At 63.5% G+C, this 19,316-nt stretch carries 18 protein-coding genes and 1 pseudogene; 8 read left to right on the forward strand and 11 right to left on the reverse strand.

Translation table 11 applies throughout. The features are described from left to right. Positions 1-57: 57 nt before the first annotated feature. A complete protein-coding gene (locus AB7535_RS40975; protein ID WP_085971541.1) occupies positions 58-540 on the forward strand; it encodes a low affinity iron permease family protein in 483 nt (160 codons plus the stop codon). Beyond that, the gene (locus tag AB7535_RS40980; RefSeq protein WP_439037733.1) at positions 537-1,067 is read left to right on the forward strand and encodes a DUF1003 domain-containing protein; all 531 of its coding nucleotides are present in this window, start codon (positions 537-539) and stop codon (positions 1,065-1,067) included. The genes AB7535_RS40975 and AB7535_RS40980 overlap by 4 nt, the downstream gene beginning before the upstream one ends. A gap of 911 nt (positions 1,068-1,978) precedes the next feature. Here AB7535_RS40980 and AB7535_RS40985 read toward each other — a convergent pair. Then, positions 1,979-2,203: a hypothetical protein gene (locus AB7535_RS40985; RefSeq protein ID WP_259258560.1), complete on the reverse strand. Its 225-nt coding sequence runs from the start codon at positions 2,201-2,203 to the stop codon at positions 1,979-1,981. A gap of 115 nt (positions 2,204-2,318) precedes the next feature. Continuing rightward, positions 2,319-2,573, reverse strand: coding sequence for a DUF2934 domain-containing protein (locus tag AB7535_RS40990; RefSeq protein WP_439037734.1), 255 nt, complete (start codon positions 2,571-2,573; stop codon positions 2,319-2,321). Between the two features lie 578 nt (positions 2,574-3,151). On the opposite strand from AB7535_RS40990, the gene AB7535_RS40995 reads away from it, so the two are divergent. Next, positions 3,152-3,934, forward strand: a complete 783-nt coding sequence (locus AB7535_RS40995) for an alpha/beta fold hydrolase (protein ID WP_354114472.1) — start codon at positions 3,152-3,154, stop codon at positions 3,932-3,934. 167 nt (positions 3,935-4,101) lie between these two features. Then, positions 4,102-4,500: a hypothetical protein gene (locus tag AB7535_RS41000; protein ID WP_085399987.1), complete on the forward strand. Its 399-nt coding sequence runs from the start codon at positions 4,102-4,104 to the stop codon at positions 4,498-4,500. Between the two features lie 137 nt (positions 4,501-4,637). Here AB7535_RS41000 and AB7535_RS41005 read toward each other — a convergent pair whose 3' ends face one another. The 5 genes from AB7535_RS41005 to AB7535_RS41025 form a co-directional block, all read right to left on the reverse strand. Next, positions 4,638-5,057: a CBS domain-containing protein gene (locus tag AB7535_RS41005; RefSeq protein WP_439037735.1), complete on the reverse strand. Its 420-nt coding sequence runs from the start codon at positions 5,055-5,057 to the stop codon at positions 4,638-4,640. Between the two features lie 115 nt (positions 5,058-5,172). Then, positions 5,173-5,643, reverse strand: a complete 471-nt coding sequence (locus AB7535_RS41010) for an aminoacyl-tRNA deacylase (RefSeq protein ID WP_028148973.1) — start codon at positions 5,641-5,643, stop codon at positions 5,173-5,175. A gap of 203 nt (positions 5,644-5,846) precedes the next feature. Further along, positions 5,847-6,167 (reverse strand): hypothetical protein, encoded by a 321-nt coding sequence (locus AB7535_RS41015; RefSeq protein WP_063979802.1) that lies wholly within the window; start codon positions 6,165-6,167, stop codon positions 5,847-5,849. 50 nt (positions 6,168-6,217) lie between these two features. Beyond that, complete coding sequence (locus AB7535_RS41020) at positions 6,218-11,044, reverse strand: NAD-glutamate dehydrogenase (RefSeq protein WP_166348336.1); 4,827 nt, start codon at positions 11,042-11,044, stop codon at positions 6,218-6,220. A gap of 312 nt (positions 11,045-11,356) precedes the next feature. After that, a complete protein-coding gene (locus AB7535_RS41025) occupies positions 11,357-11,599 on the reverse strand; it encodes a hypothetical protein (protein ID WP_063979800.1) in 243 nt (80 codons plus the stop codon). Between the two features lie 100 nt (positions 11,600-11,699). Between AB7535_RS41025 and AB7535_RS41030 the strand changes: the two genes are divergently transcribed. The 4 genes from AB7535_RS41030 (at position 11,700) to AB7535_RS41045 (ending at position 16,071) form a co-directional block, all read left to right on the forward strand. Next, entirely contained in the window at positions 11,700-13,856 is a 2,157-nt protein-coding gene (locus tag AB7535_RS41030) for a GumC family protein (RefSeq protein WP_354114474.1), read from the forward strand. 143 nt (positions 13,857-13,999) lie between these two features. Next, on the forward strand, positions 14,000-14,158 hold the full coding sequence (locus tag AB7535_RS41035) for a hypothetical protein (RefSeq protein ID WP_166104648.1): 159 nt from the start codon (positions 14,000-14,002) through the stop codon (positions 14,156-14,158). Positions 14,159-14,309: 151 nt separating this feature from the next. Next, positions 14,310-14,648, forward strand: coding sequence for a hypothetical protein (locus AB7535_RS41040; RefSeq protein WP_354114475.1), 339 nt, complete (start codon positions 14,310-14,312; stop codon positions 14,646-14,648). A 121-nt stretch (positions 14,649-14,769) separates the two neighbouring features. Continuing rightward, complete coding sequence (locus tag AB7535_RS41045; RefSeq protein ID WP_354114476.1) at positions 14,770-16,071, forward strand: aminotransferase class V-fold PLP-dependent enzyme; 1,302 nt, start codon at positions 14,770-14,772, stop codon at positions 16,069-16,071. 29 nt (positions 16,072-16,100) lie between these two features. Here the strand turns inward: AB7535_RS41045 and AB7535_RS41050 are convergent, their stop codons facing one another. The 4 genes and pseudogenes from AB7535_RS41050 to AB7535_RS41065 form a co-directional block, all read right to left on the reverse strand. Further along, complete coding sequence (locus AB7535_RS41050) at positions 16,101-17,177, reverse strand: M48 family metallopeptidase (protein ID WP_439037736.1); 1,077 nt, start codon at positions 17,175-17,177, stop codon at positions 16,101-16,103. 28 nt (positions 17,178-17,205) lie between these two features. Beyond that, positions 17,206-17,640, reverse strand: coding sequence for a DUF2846 domain-containing protein (locus AB7535_RS41055; protein ID WP_354114478.1), 435 nt, complete (start codon positions 17,638-17,640; stop codon positions 17,206-17,208). 166 nt (positions 17,641-17,806) lie between these two features. After that, positions 17,807-18,228: pseudogene (locus tag AB7535_RS41060) on the reverse strand (MFS transporter); the annotation flags it as partial. A gap of 53 nt (positions 18,229-18,281) precedes the next feature. After that, a complete protein-coding gene (locus AB7535_RS41065; protein WP_354114479.1) occupies positions 18,282-19,304 on the reverse strand; it encodes an LLM class flavin-dependent oxidoreductase in 1,023 nt (340 codons plus the stop codon). Between the last annotated feature and the right edge of the window lie 12 nt (positions 19,305-19,316).

Below are 19,316 nucleotides of genomic sequence, written 5' to 3' on the forward strand. Positions count from 1 at the left end.
TCGAGTTCCGCTACCGTTATCTCGCGCAGGTTTTCGGAAGATCAGATGGGATTGATGATGTCGGCGGCGACCGAAAAACGCAGTGACAAAGGCTCCAGCGGTTCGGCGCGCGAGCGCGCCGGAAAGCTCTTTGGCGACATCGCCAACCGCACATCCCAGGCCGCCGGCCGCGCACTGACCTTCATGATTGCCGCCGCCGTTGTGATCATTTGGGCGATCACTGGCCCGATCTTCCATTACTCCGACACGTGGCAATTGGTGATCAATACCGGCACTACGATCGTGACGTTCCTGATGGTCTTCCTGATCCAGAATTCCCAGAATCGCGATAGCGCGGCGATCCAGGTGAAGCTGGACGAGCTCGTCAGGGTGAGTGCCGTGCACAACTCGTTCGTCGGGATCGAGCACCTGACCGACGATGAGCTCGACGAAATACGCTCGAAATGCGAGGTCCGGGCCAAGGCCGAAAAAGCCGGAGAGCAGACCGTAGAGAGTGCCAGGAAGAAAGCGCGTCGCGCCGCGGACCTCGTCACCGAATGAACGGTGAAGCCGATCATGACCGCGGTATCCGACACAGCGCGGTTTCGAGGAATATTGACTGCGTTGTCGAGCTGGAAAAGGAAGAGGAACGAAAACTATCGAGGTTTCATAGGGCTTCTCACATGGTCGGATGGTTCGTCGGGACCATTGATTTCGTGATCCTTCAGCTCCTTCTCGTCGTCGGATGGGTCGTTTGGAATACCTACGGGTCCGCTCGCTTCGATGCTTACCCGTTCAATTTCCTGTCGGCGGTCCTCGCGCTCGAAGCCGTGCTTTTGACGTCCTTCGTTCTGATCCGCCAGAACGCCATGGATCAACGCTCCGAGCAGCGTAATCACCTCGATCTTCAGATCAACCTCCTGGCGGAGAAAGAGGCGACCAGCATTCTCCATAAGTTGGATGCCATCGCTGCGAAGTTCGGCGTGGAATTACCACAGGATCTCGAGGCCACAGAGCTTGCGAAGGATACCCAGGTGGAAAGCATTGCGCGCGATATACGCTCAAAGAACGACAAGACGTCCTTCTAACCTTTGGGTGAGGTGAAAGTCAGCTCTCTGGAGCTAGAAAGCTGAACGTGATGCCACCTCCGCGCAGCCAAAAAAGCAGCAAGGAAATCTAGGCACTGGGGGATCTGCCAATCAGGGGCACTCCAGGCGCTCTAATCCGCAATTGGATCGGCAGCCGGGAGCATTGGGGGCTGGAAAGCGAGCCGTGCCACGTTCGCCCTCTAACTGCAATCTCGAGCTTTGCTGAGCCGGCATTTTACGGAATTCCATTTCGGTACGGGATGTTTTATTGAAACAATCGGGGCGCGGACAAATTATCCGCTAGTCAGCAAAGCCTTAGGCCGGCGCGCCGCCGCGCTTCGGGGATTTCTCCGGGGGGGGGGCGCGCGCCAGCTTCGCTTCCTCGCGCCGGGCTATTTTGAGTAATCGCTTTGCCTCCACCCGGAGCGCCTCCGCACGGCGAACAAGCCGATCAGCGGCCGCGCGCAGCTCCTTGATGCGAAACTTGCGGATCTCGCTAGACGTCTCTGTGAGCTTGCCCGACAGATCGCCAGAAACCGGCCGCCGACGCCTTATTTCGCCAGGGAGGTCGTCTGACCGCGGGGTGGGGGTGTTTGAACGCATGGGCAAAGCTCCCAGCGGGTTTCTGTCGCGGTGCTGATCGCAGTTGGCGTGCTCGGGCTGTTGGCTGTCGTCATCGAGGCCCAACAGCACGAGCCGGGAGTCGAATAGGGGCGCCCAGGTTAGACCGGACTTCAGCTGGCGCGGGCCTGACCCGGCCGCCCCACTAGCCTGCTCAGAGCGCCCTCCTCTGCTCGCCTCGCATGTATCGTCCTCGGCGCGAGTTGGGTAAAGGCTCCTTTTAGGACAATAAGCATTCTGAAACTGCGTACTTATGACCACAGCTTAGAGCGTAAGGATCAGCCAGACCATTAGACCTGCCGTAGCGGCTTGAGCATGCTGGGAATGAGAATGATGGACCTGGTCATGGCTTCCCAATCACCGGCACCGTTGAACGTTCCGGAATGGGTTGTGGGTGACTGCTTGCGTTCACCTGGATTAATGCGGGTGCTCTCGATTTCCTTCATCATGCCGGTGCCTAGTCGGTTTCCACCGCGCGCCTGCAACAGGGCGAGTGTTTTTGAGAACCTGAGCATGTTCCTCCAAGAGGATGCGAAGACCGCGGTCATTGATGGCGAAAGCGCAGCGCCCAGAATGGACGCCAGTGCAACTCAGATCGATCGTCGCCTGTCACACCACTCAACGCTCGGTCTACTCGCCCCGCGCGCTGATTTCCCTTTCCGCCTCAAGCCAAAAATCCAAGTCCTTCCCAGCGGGGCGCCCAGCCTGCTCCCACAGCTCATAGGCGCGCGCCGTGATCTGGCGCCGCTGGGAAGATGGGAATAGCTTCTGCCTCAGTTGATCTGCGAAACGTCTAAGCCTGCTCGCGGTGCTCTCATCAGCGGTGCAGGCCGCTACGCGGGTAGCCAGTGCGATCTGGTGCTTCAGTTTTTTCCGGTCGTCCATGGTCGCCGCCTCCTTCCTCCTCTCGAGGGAGACGACTCCGGGGCCGCGCAATGGTTTCGAACGCAATCGCCCCGGGCCCAAATTGCGAGGGCTCCCTCTCCGCCACCTAACAATCAGCGCCGATTGATGCCCGGTAACATCGCCCAAGCGACAAGGCTGAAATTGCGCGGTTTTGAGGGATTGAGCTTCGCGTTACGGTAACAAACCCTAGCAATTTCAACGGTTCTGACCAGACTACGAATCTGAGGGTCGGACGTTCGAATCGTTCCGGGCGCGCCATTCCGCTACAAAACTGGGCACTCCAAAACCTCCCATTTCTGCGCCGGGCGAGATCATCGCGCCGCTGCTCATGTTCGTCACCGCGTAAGCCTGGAGCTGGTGACGGCCTTTCCGGCCGGCCTCGGCGGAGCGAAAAATCGCGTGGCATCGCCGAATGTGCGGCCGGTGCGCTTGGTCGGCCGCAGCGTCATGGCACCATGGCGAAGCAGTCGTGCCCATCTTTATCGGCCGTGTGGCGCCGGTTAGATTGAGGACTCGCCAGAGACGCGTGGACATGTCGGTGAATATGGAGATGACCCATGAAGCTCGCGCATGACGGAATCCAGCTGTCCTTCGATATTGCCGGCGCGGGACCGCTTCAATTCCTGTTCGTCCATGGCCTCGGCGGGGATCGCACGCATTTTGCGCCGCAGATGGAGTATTTCGCCCGTCAAGGTCGGGCATTGAATGCCGAGCTGCGGGGACATGGTGAGAGCGACAAGCCGCAACAGGCGTATTCGATTGAAAGCTTCGCAGATGATCTCGTCTTTCTGTGCAACCGACAGCAGATCACAAAGCCGATCATCGTGGGTCAAAGCATGGGTGGCAACATGGCGCTCGAAATCGCCGCCCGCTATCCGGACTTTCCTGCAGGCCTGGTGCTGCTCGACTCAGGGGTGCTCTTCCCTGCCTCGGCAGGGACGGTGTTCGCCGGGTATCTGGAGGGCTTAAGGGGCGCGAATTTTGCGGACGAGGTACGGAAAATCGTAGCGGACTCCTGTCTGCCGACCGACCGATGCCGCGCCCATGTTGAACAGACCTTTCTGGCGACGCCACAGCACGTGCTGGTGTCCACGTTCAAAAGTCTGTTTCCCTGGGATGTGCATCGGGCGCGTGAATGCGCCCAGGCGTGCCGGGTCCCGGTGCTCTACATCGAAGCGGCCCATCGGCTCGCGGATCTGGATCGTTTTGCGGAGCTGTGCCCGCAGCTGGTCACGGCCAAGGCCGTCGGCTCCGGACATTTCCTGTCGCTGGAGGTGCCGGAGCAGATCAACCCGATGATTGACCGGTTTATCTCGCTCTACGTGCGAAGACCCGGGTAAGCTTCGTCATCGGCCGTGACGCGCCGCGACCGGCGTCCGTCGGGAAGCCACAATGCGCTGCCGGGCAAGGACGAAACCCTTTGCAGGCCGGGTGAAGCCGGCCGGAAACAAACCAGGCCTAACTTTCCCCGAGCTTTCCCGTCCAACCCGATTCAAGGGAGGATTTTATGAAAGCAGCGCTCTTGGTCCTGTCGCTTCTTGGCCAGCCCACGATTCCGATTTCAGACCGTGTGCCCATCTTCAATGTGGAAGCCCTTTGCCGGGACGTTTCCGCCGACGACAAGGCCTCAGGGCTCACCCTGGCGCAGGACGCCGGCGAGTGCGTGCGTGACGAGACAATTGCGCAGCAACAGCTGAGCTCGACCTGGCTGACTGTTCCGGGCCCCGCGCGCGATAGTTGCGAAGGCGAGGCTGCTGCAGAGGGAATAGAAAGCTATGTCGATCTGCTCACCTGCCTGCAGATGGCAGGCTGGGCGAATCCGACTCCGCCGCCGAAGCCCCCGCTCAGGGGAGCGAGCAAGATGCGGAACGCCAAGAATGAGCTGCGGAACGAATTGAAGAATTAGCTGCGCAGGTGACAATGGGGACGAGAAGACGGCGGAGCAGCTTCTTGGCAGGTCGCGTATCATAGCGTGCGCGTTCGCCGGCAGCGGGGTCCTGCGAGCGATGCGACGAAGTTCCGGGCGCCGGGTGGCGGTCGCCATCAATGATGGGCCGACACGCCCTTGATGCATTGGGTCAACAGATCAACGCTGGCGAATTGGCTGACATCGCCCAGGCTGATCATGCCGACCATCCGCCTGCTCTTGTTGATCACGGGCAGCCTGCGGATTTTCAGCGTCTCCATGTGATGCACGGCTTTCGCCAGATCGTCGTCTTCCCGGCAGCAATGGATGCCTTCGGTCATCACGTCCCGCGCCGTCATGCGCGCGGCGTTGAAGTTCTTGCTCGCGAGGCCTTTGCAGACGATGTCGCGATCGGTCACCATCCCGATCAGATGGTCGTCATTGCCGATCGGAATGCAGCCGATGTCGTGCCCTTGCATCAACTTCGCGATCTCGGTGATCGGGGTGTCCGGGCTGACCCAATCGACACCCTTGTGCATCACATCCTTGACCTTCATGGAGGACCTCCGTTGCGAACGCAGCCCCCGTGACGCGATTATACTACGAACCGGGCGCGACCGCACGCGCGCCGCGACGAAGGCGCAGGAAAAATCATCCCGCTGCTATGCTGCGTCAACCGTGCGTGCTGAAGCGTCCATGCGGCGCATTGGCCGTCAGCCGTTCGAACTGTGCATGCGTCAGGTGAAGCAGCGTCTCATGGTCGCCGGCCTCGATATAGATCTCGGGCTGCGCCCGGATGCTGTCATCGACGATGAGATCGAGCCCGTAGCATCGGCCTACCGCCGGAACGGCTCCATGCGCGCAGTCCGCGAACAGCCTGTTGATCTCGGTTTCGTTCGCCATCACGAGATCCGCGCCGAGCTTCTCCTTCAAGTCCGGCAAGTTGAGACGGTGCGATGCCGGAACGATCGCGAGCATATAGCCGCCGTCATGGCGCAGCACGACGGCCTTGGCGAAACGATCGCCCGAGACGTGGCAGGCCTGCGCCGTGCGCGCGGATGACATGGTGAAAACGTGCGGGATCTCGACATACTGGATGTTCTCGGCAGCCAGGTATCGGTGGAGCGTGGGGGCAATGGTCATGGCGTAGCCTTTCGGATGGATATGCGAGCCATCCATCGTGAGGCTGCCCCGCCGCACGATGGGCGGCCGCGTGATTGCCGGATGCCAGCATAGGCCTCGCGCTCGAATGCGGCAATCGAGTCGGGGGTTCAGATCGTTCCGGGCGCGCCTTTCCGCTTCGTTTGCCGCCGATCGATTGTGGCTTTTGCTGCGCTTCTCGTGTCCTACGGGATCCTTGCCACAACGTTGGGCCGGTTCTCCCTGAGCCACGCGACGGCCTCGGGTCCATCGACGACGCACGCGAAGGTTTCCCAGGTCGGGTCCTCCAGGGATTCCGATTGCAATCGCTTCGCCGCATATTCGACGAGGTCGTGCAAGCCTTCGTAGCCTCGCCGGTGTTCGAGGGACTCTGCAATCGCCGTGCTGGTCCAGCCTCGTCGGGCCAGATCGACAATGCTCGGAGCGTCAGCCTCGCTGAACCACGGTGTGGCATCGAACTCGATGCAGCGGACATTATCGGCGGTGTGGCAAGTGGCGTGGATCATGGGGTTCCTCCGTTCGCCGGCTCAGTTTCACATCGCTGCCTCGCACGCTCTCAGACTTTGACCAGGTCCCCCAGCAGGTTCGCCGCCACCGTCAGCTTGGCAAGCGTCAGGCCGCTGGCCGCAATCTCCTCGACCGAGCGGCGGATACGCGCCGCTTCGGGGTGAGCCGCAAGCCACGTCTCGACGGCCTGCTGGCCGGACTGGCCGGTTGCCAGCATATCCGCGGCCAGTCTTCTCTCGGCGCTGGCGATCTGCTCGACGGCGCGATCGACCGCCATGCGTTCGAAATAATCATTTGCCGGCACGCTGCGCGCGGCGGCGATGATGCGGTCGAGACGGAAATTGGCTTCCGCAGCGAAGAAGGTTGCGGCAGCATCGCCGATGGCGCGGGAGGTGCGCTCGGCGACCGTCACGATATCGGGTGCCGCAATCAGAGGGTCGAGATCGGCGAGCTCGCCGGCGAGGCCGGCCGGGACGCCGGCATCGGTGAGTTCCTGGCGCCGCTTGCCGCGCGCGGCCTGCAGGTCCGGCGGCAGTGTGGTGTCGAGGGAGGCCGCGATCTCGCGGATACCCGGGCCAAAACGCCCGATGACCGCCTCGAGGCCGTCCTTGAAATCGACATTGCGCACGTACCAGACCATGCGGGAAATCAGGAGGTCCTGGACCGTCGCGTAGAGGCCGAGCTGCACCTGCCCGTCGATCCGGGTGTCGAGCGCGTCGATCGCGTCATTGAGCCGCCTGAGCTCGTAGATCGCGTCCACCGCCACCTGCGCCATGACGATGGTGGAGATATCGGCGTCGGTCTCGTCGGTCAGGCGGACGACACACGCCGGGCCGCCGCGGTTGATCACGGCATTGACGAGACTGGTCGCGATGATCTCGCGTCGCAGGCGATGGAGCTCGACCGCGGCCGGGAATTTATCGGGAACCTCGCGCGGAAAATACAGGGACAGTCTGCGAGCGAGGTAAGGATCATCAGGCACGCTGGTGAGGAGCAGGTCCTCGTAGAGCGTCAGCTTGGCGTAGGCGAGCAGCACGGCAAGCTCGGGCCGTGTCAGGGCCTGGCCGCGCCGTGTCCGCTCGGTGAGCGCTGCGTCGTCGGGCAAGAACTCCACGGCGCGGCTGAGCAGGCCGCGCTGCTCGAGCGACTGCATCAGGCGGGTGAGGAAGCCGGTCTCGGCCACGCCCTTGCGCTCGGCCAGCGAGAGCGCCAGCGTCTGCAGATAGTTGTTGCGCAGCACCAGCGTGCCGACCTCGTCGGTCATCGCGGCCAGCAGGCTGTTGCGATCGGCGAAGCTGAGGCGTCCCTCGCGTTCGGGGCGCGCCAGCGCGACCTTGATATTGACCTCGACGTCGGAGGTGTTGACGCCGGCCGAATTGTCGATGGCGTCGGTGTTGAGCTTGACGCCCTTCTGTGCCGCTTCGATGCGGCCGCGCTGGGTGACGCCGAGATTGGCGCCTTCGCCGATCACCCGGGCGCGAACGTCAGTGCCTGCGATGCGGATCGGATCGTTGGCGCGGTCGCCGGCCTGATCGTCGCTCTCTGCCGATGCGCGGATATAGGTGCCGATGCCGCCGAACCACAACAGGTCCGTGCGCGCTTTCAGGATCGCCGTCATCACCTCGAACGGCGTGGCCTGCTCCTTGTCGAGATCGAGCAGGCTGCGGACTTCCGGTGCGAGCGGGATCGCCTTGAGCGTGCGCGAGAACACGCCGCCGCCCTGCGAGATCAGCGACTTGTTGTAGTCCTGCCAGCTCGATCGCGGCAGGTCGAACAGACGCTTGCGCTCGGCGAAGCTGGTCGAAGGGTCGGGGGAGGGATCGATGAAGATGTCGCGATGATCGAACGCGGCCACGAGCCTTGTCGCCGGCGAGAGCAGCATGCCGTTGCCGAAGACGTCGCCGGACATGTCGCCGACGCCGGCAGCCGTGAACGGCATGGTCTGAATGTCGGTGCCGAGCTCACGGAAGTGGCGCTTGACCGCCTCCCAGGCGCCGCGCGCCGTGATCCCCATCTTCTTGTGGTCGTAGCCCTGGCTGCCGCCGGAGGCGAAGGCGTCGCCGAGCCAATGGTTCTTCTCGGCCGAGATCGCGTTGGCGACATCGGAGAAGGTGGCGGTGCCCTTGTCGGCGGCGACCACGAGGTAGGGGTCGTCGCCGTCATGGCGCACGGTGGAATCGGGCGGCACGACGGCGTCGCCGTCGAGATTGTCGGTGAGCTCGAGCAGCGAGCGCACGAAGATGCGATAGGCCGCGGTGCCTTCCGCGAGCCAGGCGTCGCGATTGGACGGTGGCGGCAGGCGCTTGGGCACGAAACCGCCCTTGGCGCCGACCGGCACGATCACGGCGTTCTTGACCTGCTGCGCCTTCACGAGACCCAGGATCTCGGTGCGGAAATCCTGCGGCCGGTCGGACCAGCGCAAGCCGCCGCGCGCGACCTTGCCGAAGCGCAGGTGAATGCCTTCGACCCGCGGCGAGGAGACGAAGATCTCGTAGAGAGGCCGCGGCGCCGGCAAATCGTCGATCCGCCGCGCGTCGAACTTGAAGGAGATGACCGGACGCGGATGTCCATCGTCGCCGATCTGCCAGAGATTGGTGCGGATGGTTGACTGCACCAGATTGGTGAAGCGGCGCAGGATGCGGTCTTCATCGAGCGAGGCGACGGATTTGAGCTGCTCCTCGATCTCGGCAAGGAGTGCCGTCTCGCGCGCCGAACGCTCGCGATCGGTAAGCACGAGGCGTGGATCGAGGCGGGTCTGGAACAGTGCGACGAGGGTGGCCGTGATCGCGGCGTTCTTGCGCAAGGTCTCCCACATGTAATCCTGGGTGAACGGAGCGCGGATCTGGTGCAGATAGCGCGACAGCGCCCGGATCGTCGAGACCTCGCGCCAGCCCAGCGCGGTGCGCAGGATCAGGGCGTTGTATCCGTCGGATTCGGCGCGATCTGTGACCACCGCCATGATCGAGGCTTCCAGGCGATGGCTGAATTCCGGGTTGATCTCGATCGGCTGGCCGTCGCTGGTCTCGATCGTCATCTCATGCAGCCAGACCGGCTCCGGCCTGTTGCCGGGCACGATCTGATAGGTGCGTTCGTCGACCACGCGCAGGCCGTGATTTTCGATCACCGGCACGCGGTAGGACAGCGATAGCGGTGCGGCGTCGGAGAACACCTTGAGGCCGAAGCGCCTGGGATCGTCCTCGCCCTTGTCGCGGTGCACCGAGATCGTCACCGGGCGTGCCGGCGTCAGCTTTTCGATGGTGGCGATGTCGGCGATGGCCTGCTCCGCCGTGAAAACCTCGGTATAGCCGCCGCTAAAGGCCTGGGCATAACGATTGGCGATCATGCGCGCCCGCATGCCGTCGGTCGACGCGGTGAGCGCGGCCTTGAGCTTGTCGGTCCAGGTCGCGGCAATGGCGCTGATGCCGGCTTCGAGCGCGGCGCGCTCGACGACGGGCGTTTTGCCTTCATAGCGTCCGATGATGAAGTGGACGCGCGCCAGCGCGCCTTCAGGGAACGATACGTAGGACGCCGACAGGGTCCCCTTGTAGACCTGCGACAGGAAGGCTCCGACGCGCGTGCGGACGTCGGTGTCGTATTTGTCGCGCGGAATGAAGGTGAGGATGGAGACGAAGCGATCGAACTTGTCGACCCGCGCCAGCGCCCGGACGCGCGGGCGCTCGTAGAGGATCAGGACCTCGATGACGAAGTTGTAGAGCGTGTCGACGTCGATCTGGAACAGCTCGTCACGCGGATAATCTTCGAGGATATGCATGAGCGCCTTGCCCGAATGGCCGTTCGGGTCGAAGCCGGCGCGCTGCAGCACCCGCGCAACCTTGTGGCGCACATAAGGGATCTGCCGCACCGAGCGGGTATAGGCGCCGGAGGTAAACAGGCCGACGACGCGCAATTCGCCCTCGAGCCGGCCGTCGGGTGCATAGAGCTTGATCCCCACATAATCCATCCGGATGCGCCGATGGACGAGGCTTGAGACATTGGCCTTGATGACGATCAGCAGCGTCGGCTCGTGCATGAACTCGCGGATTTCCGATGTCATCACCACCATTTCGTTGCCGCGTCGCAGGACTTTCACGTCGGGATCGCGCAGGATGCCGAGGCCTTCGCCGGTGGTGATGTCGTCCGACGCGTCGCTGTCGGGCGAGAAGCGATATTCGCGCACGCCGAGGAAGGTGAAATTGTCCGCGCAGAGCCATTGCAGGAACTGATTGGCTTCGGCGACCTCGTCGATCGGCAGCGGCGGCGGATTGGAAGCGAACGTCTTGATTGCCTCCTCGACGCGGTCACGCATGGCGCGCCAGTCGGTGACGCAGGCGCGGACGTTGTTCAATGCCCTGGTCAGTCCGTCGATCAGCTTCTGGCGATCGGCGTCGGCGTCCAGGCGGGTGATGTGGAGGTGAATCAGGCTTTCGCGAACGCCTCTTGCTCCCTCCGGCAGTGCTTCGCCGTAGAATCTCAGCAGCTTGCCCTCGGCATCGCGCTCGACGGCGATGATCGGGTGGGCGACGAGGGTGACTTCGATGCCCTGCTCGGCGAGTTCCGCCATCGTGGAGTCGTACAGGAAAGGCATGTTGTCGTTGAGAATCTCGAGCACGGAAATCTCGCGCCCGTTCGGCAACGTCGGATTGACCACGCGGATATCGGCGCTGCCCGACGTGCGCCGCTGCACATGCTCCCAGGCTTGCTCCGCCAGGACGGCAAGCGAGGCGGCATCGTAATTGTCGAGATCCTCGATATTGCTGTAGCCGAACAGGGGCTCGGCAAAGGCCCGCGGGCTCTTGCCCGGCGGCACGCTGCCGGCTGCATCGCGGATCAGGGTTGCCCGGGCCTTGTCGTCACGCCACGCCATCATGTCCTCCATTTGCCGCGCCGTCCGACCGCAGTCGCGATCCTCAGCCTAATTCTGGAGTGCATCTCGTCGAGCACCGCGATCGAGTGGATACGCAAGATCCTCGGTCTCGTGCGTCGGCGACTTCCGGCGACAATACTACGATCCCGGAGCGAAAGGCGCACGCTGTTGTGAGGCGTGCCGAAATTCCCGACGGCAGCGGCGCTGACGGCCGCCGAATCATTGAGGCGAGAAAAATCACGAGCAATTTCAAATCTGTATGAGCTCGTGGTTTTATTCTGAATGGCGCGCTGGAGCTCCGTTCCGATTGCGCTGCAGCGGGCTCTAGTGAGTGCGGGTCAGCTCCACGCCATCGACCACCATTTTCCAGGTTCCCGCTTCCCGGTGAGGCGGCGTCGACACCTCGAATGTCGTCGAGAGGAATGCAATGCCGACGACGAAATGATCGCCCTCGAACTGCCGCAGCGGAGCGTTGATCGACGTCGTGGTGGTCGCGCCAGCCCGGTTCAAAACCGGACTCGCCGATGCAGCGCGGCGCATCGGCACGCGCGTTAACAGATTGTTCATTGAGCACGGCGCGCCAGCCGTAACCGCCGGTTAACCATGGATATTTACGGTGTAGCAAGCCTCTGAACCGGGGCTGTCAGTTGATTTCGAGTCCAACCTTATGGCGTTCGGTCGAAGCGCATCTCCGCGAAGCATCGCCCCGACGGAGCCTGCGGCTTCGTGGGAAGCGCCGCGGGCTGCGACGGCGAAGCCTGACAGCGCTGCTCCTGCGCTGATCAAGGGATCGCTGACCGTCACCGGTGCGCTCTCCTTCCTGCGCGAGAATGGCCGGCGCATCCTGACGCTGGCGCTGGCGCTGTTCGCCCTGGGCGTCATTGTCCTGATGGTCTTGCCGGTCCGGTATGCCGCGACGGCCCTGGTCGTCGTCGATCCCCGCGAGCTGCGCGTCACCTCGGAGCAGGACGTACTGCCGGGCATCGGCCAGGATGCCGCGGCACTTCAGAGCCAGATCGAGATCGCCAAATCGGACGGCTTTCTCCGCCCCCTGATCGAGCAGCTCAAGATCGCCGACGACCAGGACATCGCGGGCGGTTATACCGACATGACGCGCCTGCTCGAAAAATTCCGCAACCGTCTCGATATCTCGCGCCGCGGACTGACCTACGTCATTGCGATTTCATTCACCTCGAACAATGCGGAACGGGCCGCGCATTACGCCAATGCCATCGCCGAGGCGTTCGTCGCGAGCCAAGGCCGTGTCCGCACCGAGGCGACGGACGAGGCGGCCGACTGGCTCAAGGACCGGCTGAAGGCATTGAACGAGCGCCTGCGCGTATCGGAAGATGCCGTTGCCGCCTTCAGGTTCGAGCACAAGATCCTCAATGCCGGCAAGGATTCCACGACCCAGCAATTGCGGGTGACCGATCTCAACCAGCAGGTCTCCGCCGCTCGCGCGCGCACCGAGGAAGCCAGGGCGCGTTACGAGCAGGTGCAGCGCGATCTCAAGGCCAATGTCGAAGGTCCGGTGAAGCAGGACCTCCTGAGCATGCTGCGCGCGCAGCGCTCGACCCTGAACGATCAGATCGCGCAGAAGAAAGCGGTGTACGGCGACCGCCATCCCGACCTCGCGATCTCCTACAGCCAGCTGGCTGATCTCAACAGGCAGATCGAGGTCGAGCGGAAGAAGAACATCGACACGGCGAAGTCCGAATATGAGGCTCAGCTCGAGCAGCAGAACGCGCTAGAAAAGCAGCTCAGGGCGGTCGAGACCCAGATGCTAGTCGACGGCCAGGCGCTCGTGAAGCTGCAGGAGCTGCAGCGTGACGCCGATGCCAACAAGAACATCTACGAGCAGTTCCTGTCGCGGTTCAAGACGACCAACGAGCAGCGCCAGCTGCAGAGCTCCCAGACCAAGATCGCCTCGCTCGCGATTCCGCCGATGCGCTCGACGCGTCCGCCCCTCGCCTTGCTGCTCGCGGCGCTCGCGATCGGATCGATCCTGACCTCGACGGCCGCCGTTGCGGCGATGGGAAGCATGTCCGACGGGCCCGCGCCTGCCGAGGCTGCCGCTCAAACTCCTGCTCAAACTCTTGCGCGTGCGGAAGCGGCGGACACGCAAGTCCAGCGTCCGGCTCCGGCTGCGCGCCAGCCCGAGGCGATGCCGAACCTGCCTGTCTGGGCCCGCATTCCCGATCTGGCGCCTGGCGCCGTGGCCAACACTGTGTGGCAAAGGCCGATCACTGCCTCGGCCGAGCTCGATCTCGGCGCATATCTGCGTCCGCTTCTCGAGCGAATCGATCGCGCGCCGGTGCGTGGCTGCAAGGTCGCCCTCGTGTTGTCGGTCGGCAAAGGTGCCGGCGGCAACACCGTTGCGCGCTCGCTCAATCGCGCGGCGGTGAATCGGGGCATGATGAGCGTGCTGATCCGGCTCCAGCCGGAATTTGCCGGTCACCAGCCTCCGGTGACCGAATGGCAGGACGGCTCGACCACGGCGGGGCTGCAGTCGATCGACGAGTTGCTGAGCGCCGGCAGAAAAGCCGATGCGCGGCCCGAGGACGATATTCGCTCGGAGTTCGATCTGATCGTCGTCCATGCGAGCAATCTCGCACTTCAGCCCGACGCCATCGCGCTGGCCGCGCACGCGGATCTGATCATCCCGGTGGTGCGCGCCGGCGAGCTCGGTTCGGCGGCGATGCGGCGGGTGACCGCTGCGCTGTCGAGATATGGCACCGTGCCGACCGGTCTCGTCGTCAATCACGCGCCGGCGGGTTCGGTGGCGCCTCACCCTGAGGGCAGCGCGTTGAGCCAGGCGGTTTGACGATGCCGACCGGTGGCAAGGCTGCGGCTCATGCCCGAGGCGCAGCACGCAAGCGCACCTGTAATCTGCTTCACACGCAAACGCGCCCAATGACGCTAGATGAACTAGGGCCCGCCTCCGCGCGGCCCGGTTCGGAGCTGGCGATGATGGCTGCACTGGCAAAGGCGATATCCCGCGCGACGAGAACCAACGTTGATGTTGAAACCGTAAAGGTGCTCGTGATCTTCTCGGGCGCAGGCCTGCTGCTCTCTCTCGTGGCCGCGATGATCTACGGACAGGCCCTCAACGCCGCCTTGTTCTGAGATCGCGCGAGTTGATCCCCAGGAGCCCGTCCAAAGCGGGCCTCTCGAAGGATCGGCCTTGCATTCGGGCCGTCATTGACGCCGCGAGGCGGCGACCGCAGGATGCAGCGTCTCCACCAATGCGCGACTAACTCGGGCCGGGATTGCGGCGATGACCTGTCAAGCTCACTCCGTAACGCTGGTGCTCATTGCCCGAATACCGCCCGAGGGTATCGAGGCCTTCCGCGCCTACGAGGATGCCGTCCTGCCGCTACTCGCTGCGTTCAACGGGCGTGTGGAGCGTCGTCTTCGAAATCCGGATGGCACGATCGAGGTGCACATCGTCAGCTTCGCATCCGATGCGGACTTTCAGGACTACCGCAATGATCCCCGGCGCCTTGCGCAAGCCGGGTTGTTGGAAAAATCATCCGCGAAGCTGGAATTGCTTTCGATGGCGGACGTCTCGCAATGGCCGGTGACATCGGCGCAGGGATGGTCGACGGCGCAATGACCGAGATGTAACCGGGCGCGCCGGGCATCATCGAACTGTCATCGCTTCGTCATGCGCGCTCTATGGATCGCTGCTCCCTTCGCCGCGCATCGTGGGGGCTGATATGCATCTGAATGAGACAATGTCGTCCGACCGCCGGTCGATCCTGAAGGGCCTCGCGGCCATAGCCGTCACATCCCTGGCGGCACCGGCCATGGCAGCCGACGGGCTGCTGGCACAGCCGACCGGAGCGGCGGCCGCCATCGCCACCGACAATGCCTATTGGACGGCGGTGAAGGGGCTCTATGCCGTGACGCCGGATGTCGTCAATCTGGAGAACGGCTTTTGGGGCATCATGGCCGAGCCGGTGAGGCGCGAGTTCATTCGCCAGACCGACATGGTCAACTATCAGAACACCTACTACGCGCGGCAGCGCGCGGGTGCGGATTTCGAGGCCGTGCGCATCAAGGTGGCCCAGGCGGTCGGCGCGGCGCCCGAGGAGATCGCGCTCACCCGCGGCGCGACCGAAGCGCTGCAGCTCCTGATCGGCGGCTACAACAAGCTGAAGCCCGGCGACAGCGTGCTCTACGCCGACCTCGACTACGATTCGATGCAGTACGCGATGAACGCGCTTAAGGCGCGTCGCGGTGTCGACGTGGTCAGGTTCGATGTGCCGGAGCCGGCCACCCGCCAGGCCGTGCTCGACGCCTATGCCCGTGCCCTCGAGGCGAATCCCAGGACCAGGCTCCTCCTCCTCACCCATGTCAGCCATCGCACCGGCCTCGTCATGCCGGTCGCCGAGATCGCCCGCATGGCCAGGGCCAAGGGCATCGACACCATCGTCGACGCCGCGCATTCCTGGGGGCAGATCGACTTCCGGGTGGGCGAGCTCGACGTCGATTTCGTCGGCTTCAATCTGCATAAATGGATCGGCGCGCCGCTCGGCGTGGGCTTCCTCTACATCAGGAAGGATCGCCTCGCCGACATCGATCGTGACATGGGCGACGAGGACTTTGCGGAGACCGATATCCGCTCGCGAGTTCATACCGGCACGGTCAATTTCGCTACGGTCCTGACGGTGCCAGCGGCCGTAGCGCTCCATCAGCAGATCGGCGCGGCGGCGAAACAGGCTCGCCTCCGCTATTTGCGTGATTACTGGGTGAGCCGCGCCCGCGGATTCAAGGACATCGAGATCCTGACGCCGGACGAGGTCGGCTCATATGGCGCGATCACGTCCTTCCGTCTCGCCGGCAAGACCAGCAAGGCGGACAACGACGCTATCGTCGTGAAGCTGAGGGACAGCCACAAGGTCATGACGGTGCGCCGGGCGGGCGTTGCCAAAGGCCAATGCATCCGCGTGACGCCGGCGCTCTTTACCGACGAGGCCGATCTCGACCGCCTCGTCGAGGCGCTCGCCGTCGTCACCGGTACGAAGACGGGGTGAAGCCGGCGTGCGGCGGGCGCAAGGGCTATTTAGCTGCCGACTCTGACCCAGGCTTGCGCCTTCCTCCGCCATTCCTCGTCGAAGCGAGCGATGATGTCCTTTGCCGCATCCTGAGACAGAAGCCGTTCGATGGCGGACGTCCTGACCTCGTCGATGTCAGGAATGCCGGTGTATCCGAGATTGGTAAGCCGCGTGGCAAAAGGCGGATGCGTCGCGTCCGGATCGTGCTCACGCGTCAGACCGGCGATGGCAGCTGCGGCCATCGGCTCCGGCGCCCTGATGTCACCAAGCTGCTCGAAGACGCGCTCGAGGGGCGGGCGCGGTGCATTGATTGCGCCGAGCACTTCCTTCTCCAGAGGAGCGTATACGAGATCGGTGAGACGTGTTCCGCACGCTTCCGTCAGTACCAGAGCGCGCGCCATCTCGGCACGTCCAACCTGTTCGGCCGCGCCGAGATCGGCGTAAAGCTCGTTCTCCCGCGACAGCGCGCGATATTCCTTGTCGAGCCATTCGATCATGGAACGGAGCAGGGCCCGGGCAATGCGCCCGGTGACGGTTCGGTCCGGATCGGCGTAGAAGAGGACATTCTCCGAAGCCGCGATGAAATCCGCGAGGTTGATGCTTCCCGAGGTGTGCCGAAGCCGGGCATGTGCCACCTCATGGGCGATGACGGCGCGAAGTGCACGCTCATCCAGGACGATCAGCAATGGCAAGCCGACGGTCATCGTGACGTGTCGCCCGAACAGGCCTGCATATCGGCTCACCTCCCCGATCGAAGCGTTGAAGTCGGTGTCGATCCGCAAGCTGCGGCTTGATCGGGCAACGCTGCGATCGAGCTCCTTCCACATTGCCCAGAGGCCTGGAGCGGCATCCTCGTTCGCCTCGAAACTCCCATGCTTTCGCAAGGGCAGGAGCAGGAGGCCAATTGCGAGCGCCACCGCGGCCACGAATATGGAGAACACGATCGGTGCTGTGGCCAGCGTCGTGATCGTGTAGCGATCGAGGGCCCTCAGCCAAATGGCCAGGATCACGCAGGCCAGCGCCACGGCGGGAAGAACGGCGTAGCGACCGAGACGCAGGATGGTCTTCAGAACAACGCGTCTCATCCCCGCTTTGACACCGGAATGATTCGAATCAGGCCTTGCCACATGAGCCGTTGCTCTGATGTAAGCTGGCGACGTCGGCGCGGCCCTGGCTTTCCGTGACCTGGATCAGCGTGATCGCGCCGGGTGTCACGATTCCCATCTGCGGCTGGGCGGAGAGATAGGTCGTGCTGCCGGCGCGTAGATCGAGGCTCACCTTCTCGCTTCCCTGCCCGAACAGATTGCTGCTCAGCGGCAAATTGTTGACGGCAACCTCGTGGCGACCTGGAGGCAGGTCGCACGCCACGGACCCCGCGGCTTGACTGCCGCCAATCACGCGTCCATCGACGGCATAGTTGGGCTGGACAGCAAATCCCAGGGCCGACGTGCGATAGACCACCAAGCGTGCAGTATTCGACTTGACGTTGTCAGTCAGCGCCGCGCCGCCCAGCGGCCCCGATGCGCACCCCGCAAGCAACGTAGCCACGACAAAAGCTCCCAGACAACCACCACGCATTTTCGCCCCTGATAGATTCCAAATCCCCGGCGGCATCATTGTCAGGGTAGTGGGCGAAGTCAATCGCGACCTCAAGTCGAGCCATCGCAGATCGCGTCAACGCATTGGAGCCTCCTCCCGGACGATCCGCGCACCCTCACGCCGTGGCGAGCGCCGGCTGCACCGGCCGCCGGCCGATCATCAGCGACAGCATGGCTGCGACGATGCCCGTTGCGCCCGCGATCATGAAGGCCTGCAGATAATCACCCTGTGTCGAGCGCATGATGCCGGCGAAGAAGGCGGCGCAGGCGGTGCCGAGTTGATGGCCGGCGACCACCCAGCCGAAGATCAGCGGCGCATTCCTGTCGCCGAAGGCTTCGTTGGCGATACGCACAGTCGGCGGCACAGTTGCGATCCAGTCGAGCCCGTAGAACACCGCGCACACTGACAGGCTGACCAAAGAGAAATCAGGTAGATCAGCGAGAGCCCGCGCAGGCCTTAGTAGAAGAACAGCAGCTTGCGCGGATCGAAACGGTCGGTGAGCCAGCCTGACAGGGTGGTGCCGAACAGATTGAGAAGATCAGGGGCCAGCGCGAGACGGCCTGACTTTCGCAGTGAACTGGTCGACGGTCTCACCGCCAGCCAAGCGCGGGCGCGACGTGCTTCAAAATCGCCTCGATCGCATGTGCGCAATAGTCGACGCCGAGCTGGTTCGGGATCGTCAGCAGCAGCGTATCGGCCTCGGCGATTGCCTCGTCCTGCTTGAGCTGCTCGATCAACGCCTCCGGCTCAGCGGCATAGGAGCGGCCGAAGATCGCGCGCGTTTGCGGATCGATGAAGCCGATCTGGTCTTCGCCTCCGCGCTCCCCGCCGAAATAGGCGCGGTCGCGATCATTCATCAGTGCGAAGATGCTGCGGCTGACGGACACGCGGGGCTCGCGGGCGTGGCCAGCCTCCGTCCACGCGGCGCGATAGCTCCGGATTTGCGCCGCCTGCTGCACGTGAAAAGCTTCGCCGGTCTCGTCGTTCTTCAGCGTCGAGCTCTGCAGATTCATGCCGAGCTTCGCCGCCCACACCGCGGTCGCGTTCGAGCCGGCGCCCCACCAGATCCGTTCGCGCAGGCCTGCCGCATGTGGTTCGAGGCGCAGCAGTCCCGGCGGATTGGGAAACATCGGCTGCGGATTGGGCTCGGCAAAACCTTCGCCGCGCAACAGGTCCAGAAAGACCTCCGCATGGCGCCGGCCCATGTCGGCATCGCTCTGGCCGTCGGCCGGGCGATAACCAAAGTAGCGCCAGCCGTCGATCACCTGCTCCGGCGAGCCGCGGCTGATGCCGAGCTGGAGCCGGCCGCCGGCGATGAGATCGGCGCTACCCGCATCCTCGATCATGTAGAGCGGGTTTTCGTAGCGCATGTCGATCACGGCTGTGCCGATCTCGATTGTGCTGGTTCTCGCGCCGACGGCGGCGAGCAGCGGGAAGGGCGAGGCCAGCTGGCGCGCGAAGTGATGCACGCGGAAATAGGCGCCATCCGCGCCGAGCTGTTCCGCCGCGACGGCCAGCTCGATGGATTGCAGCAGCGTGTCCGCCGCCGAGCGGGTCTGCGATTGCGGCGAGGGCGTCCAGTGTCCGAAGGACAGAAATCCGATCTTTTTCATGGGCGTCATTTA

It is taken from the genome of Bradyrhizobium sp. 956_D2_N1_4, from assembly GCF_052076025.1.
Lineage (GTDB): Bacteria > Pseudomonadota > Alphaproteobacteria > Rhizobiales > Xanthobacteraceae > Bradyrhizobium > Bradyrhizobium barranii.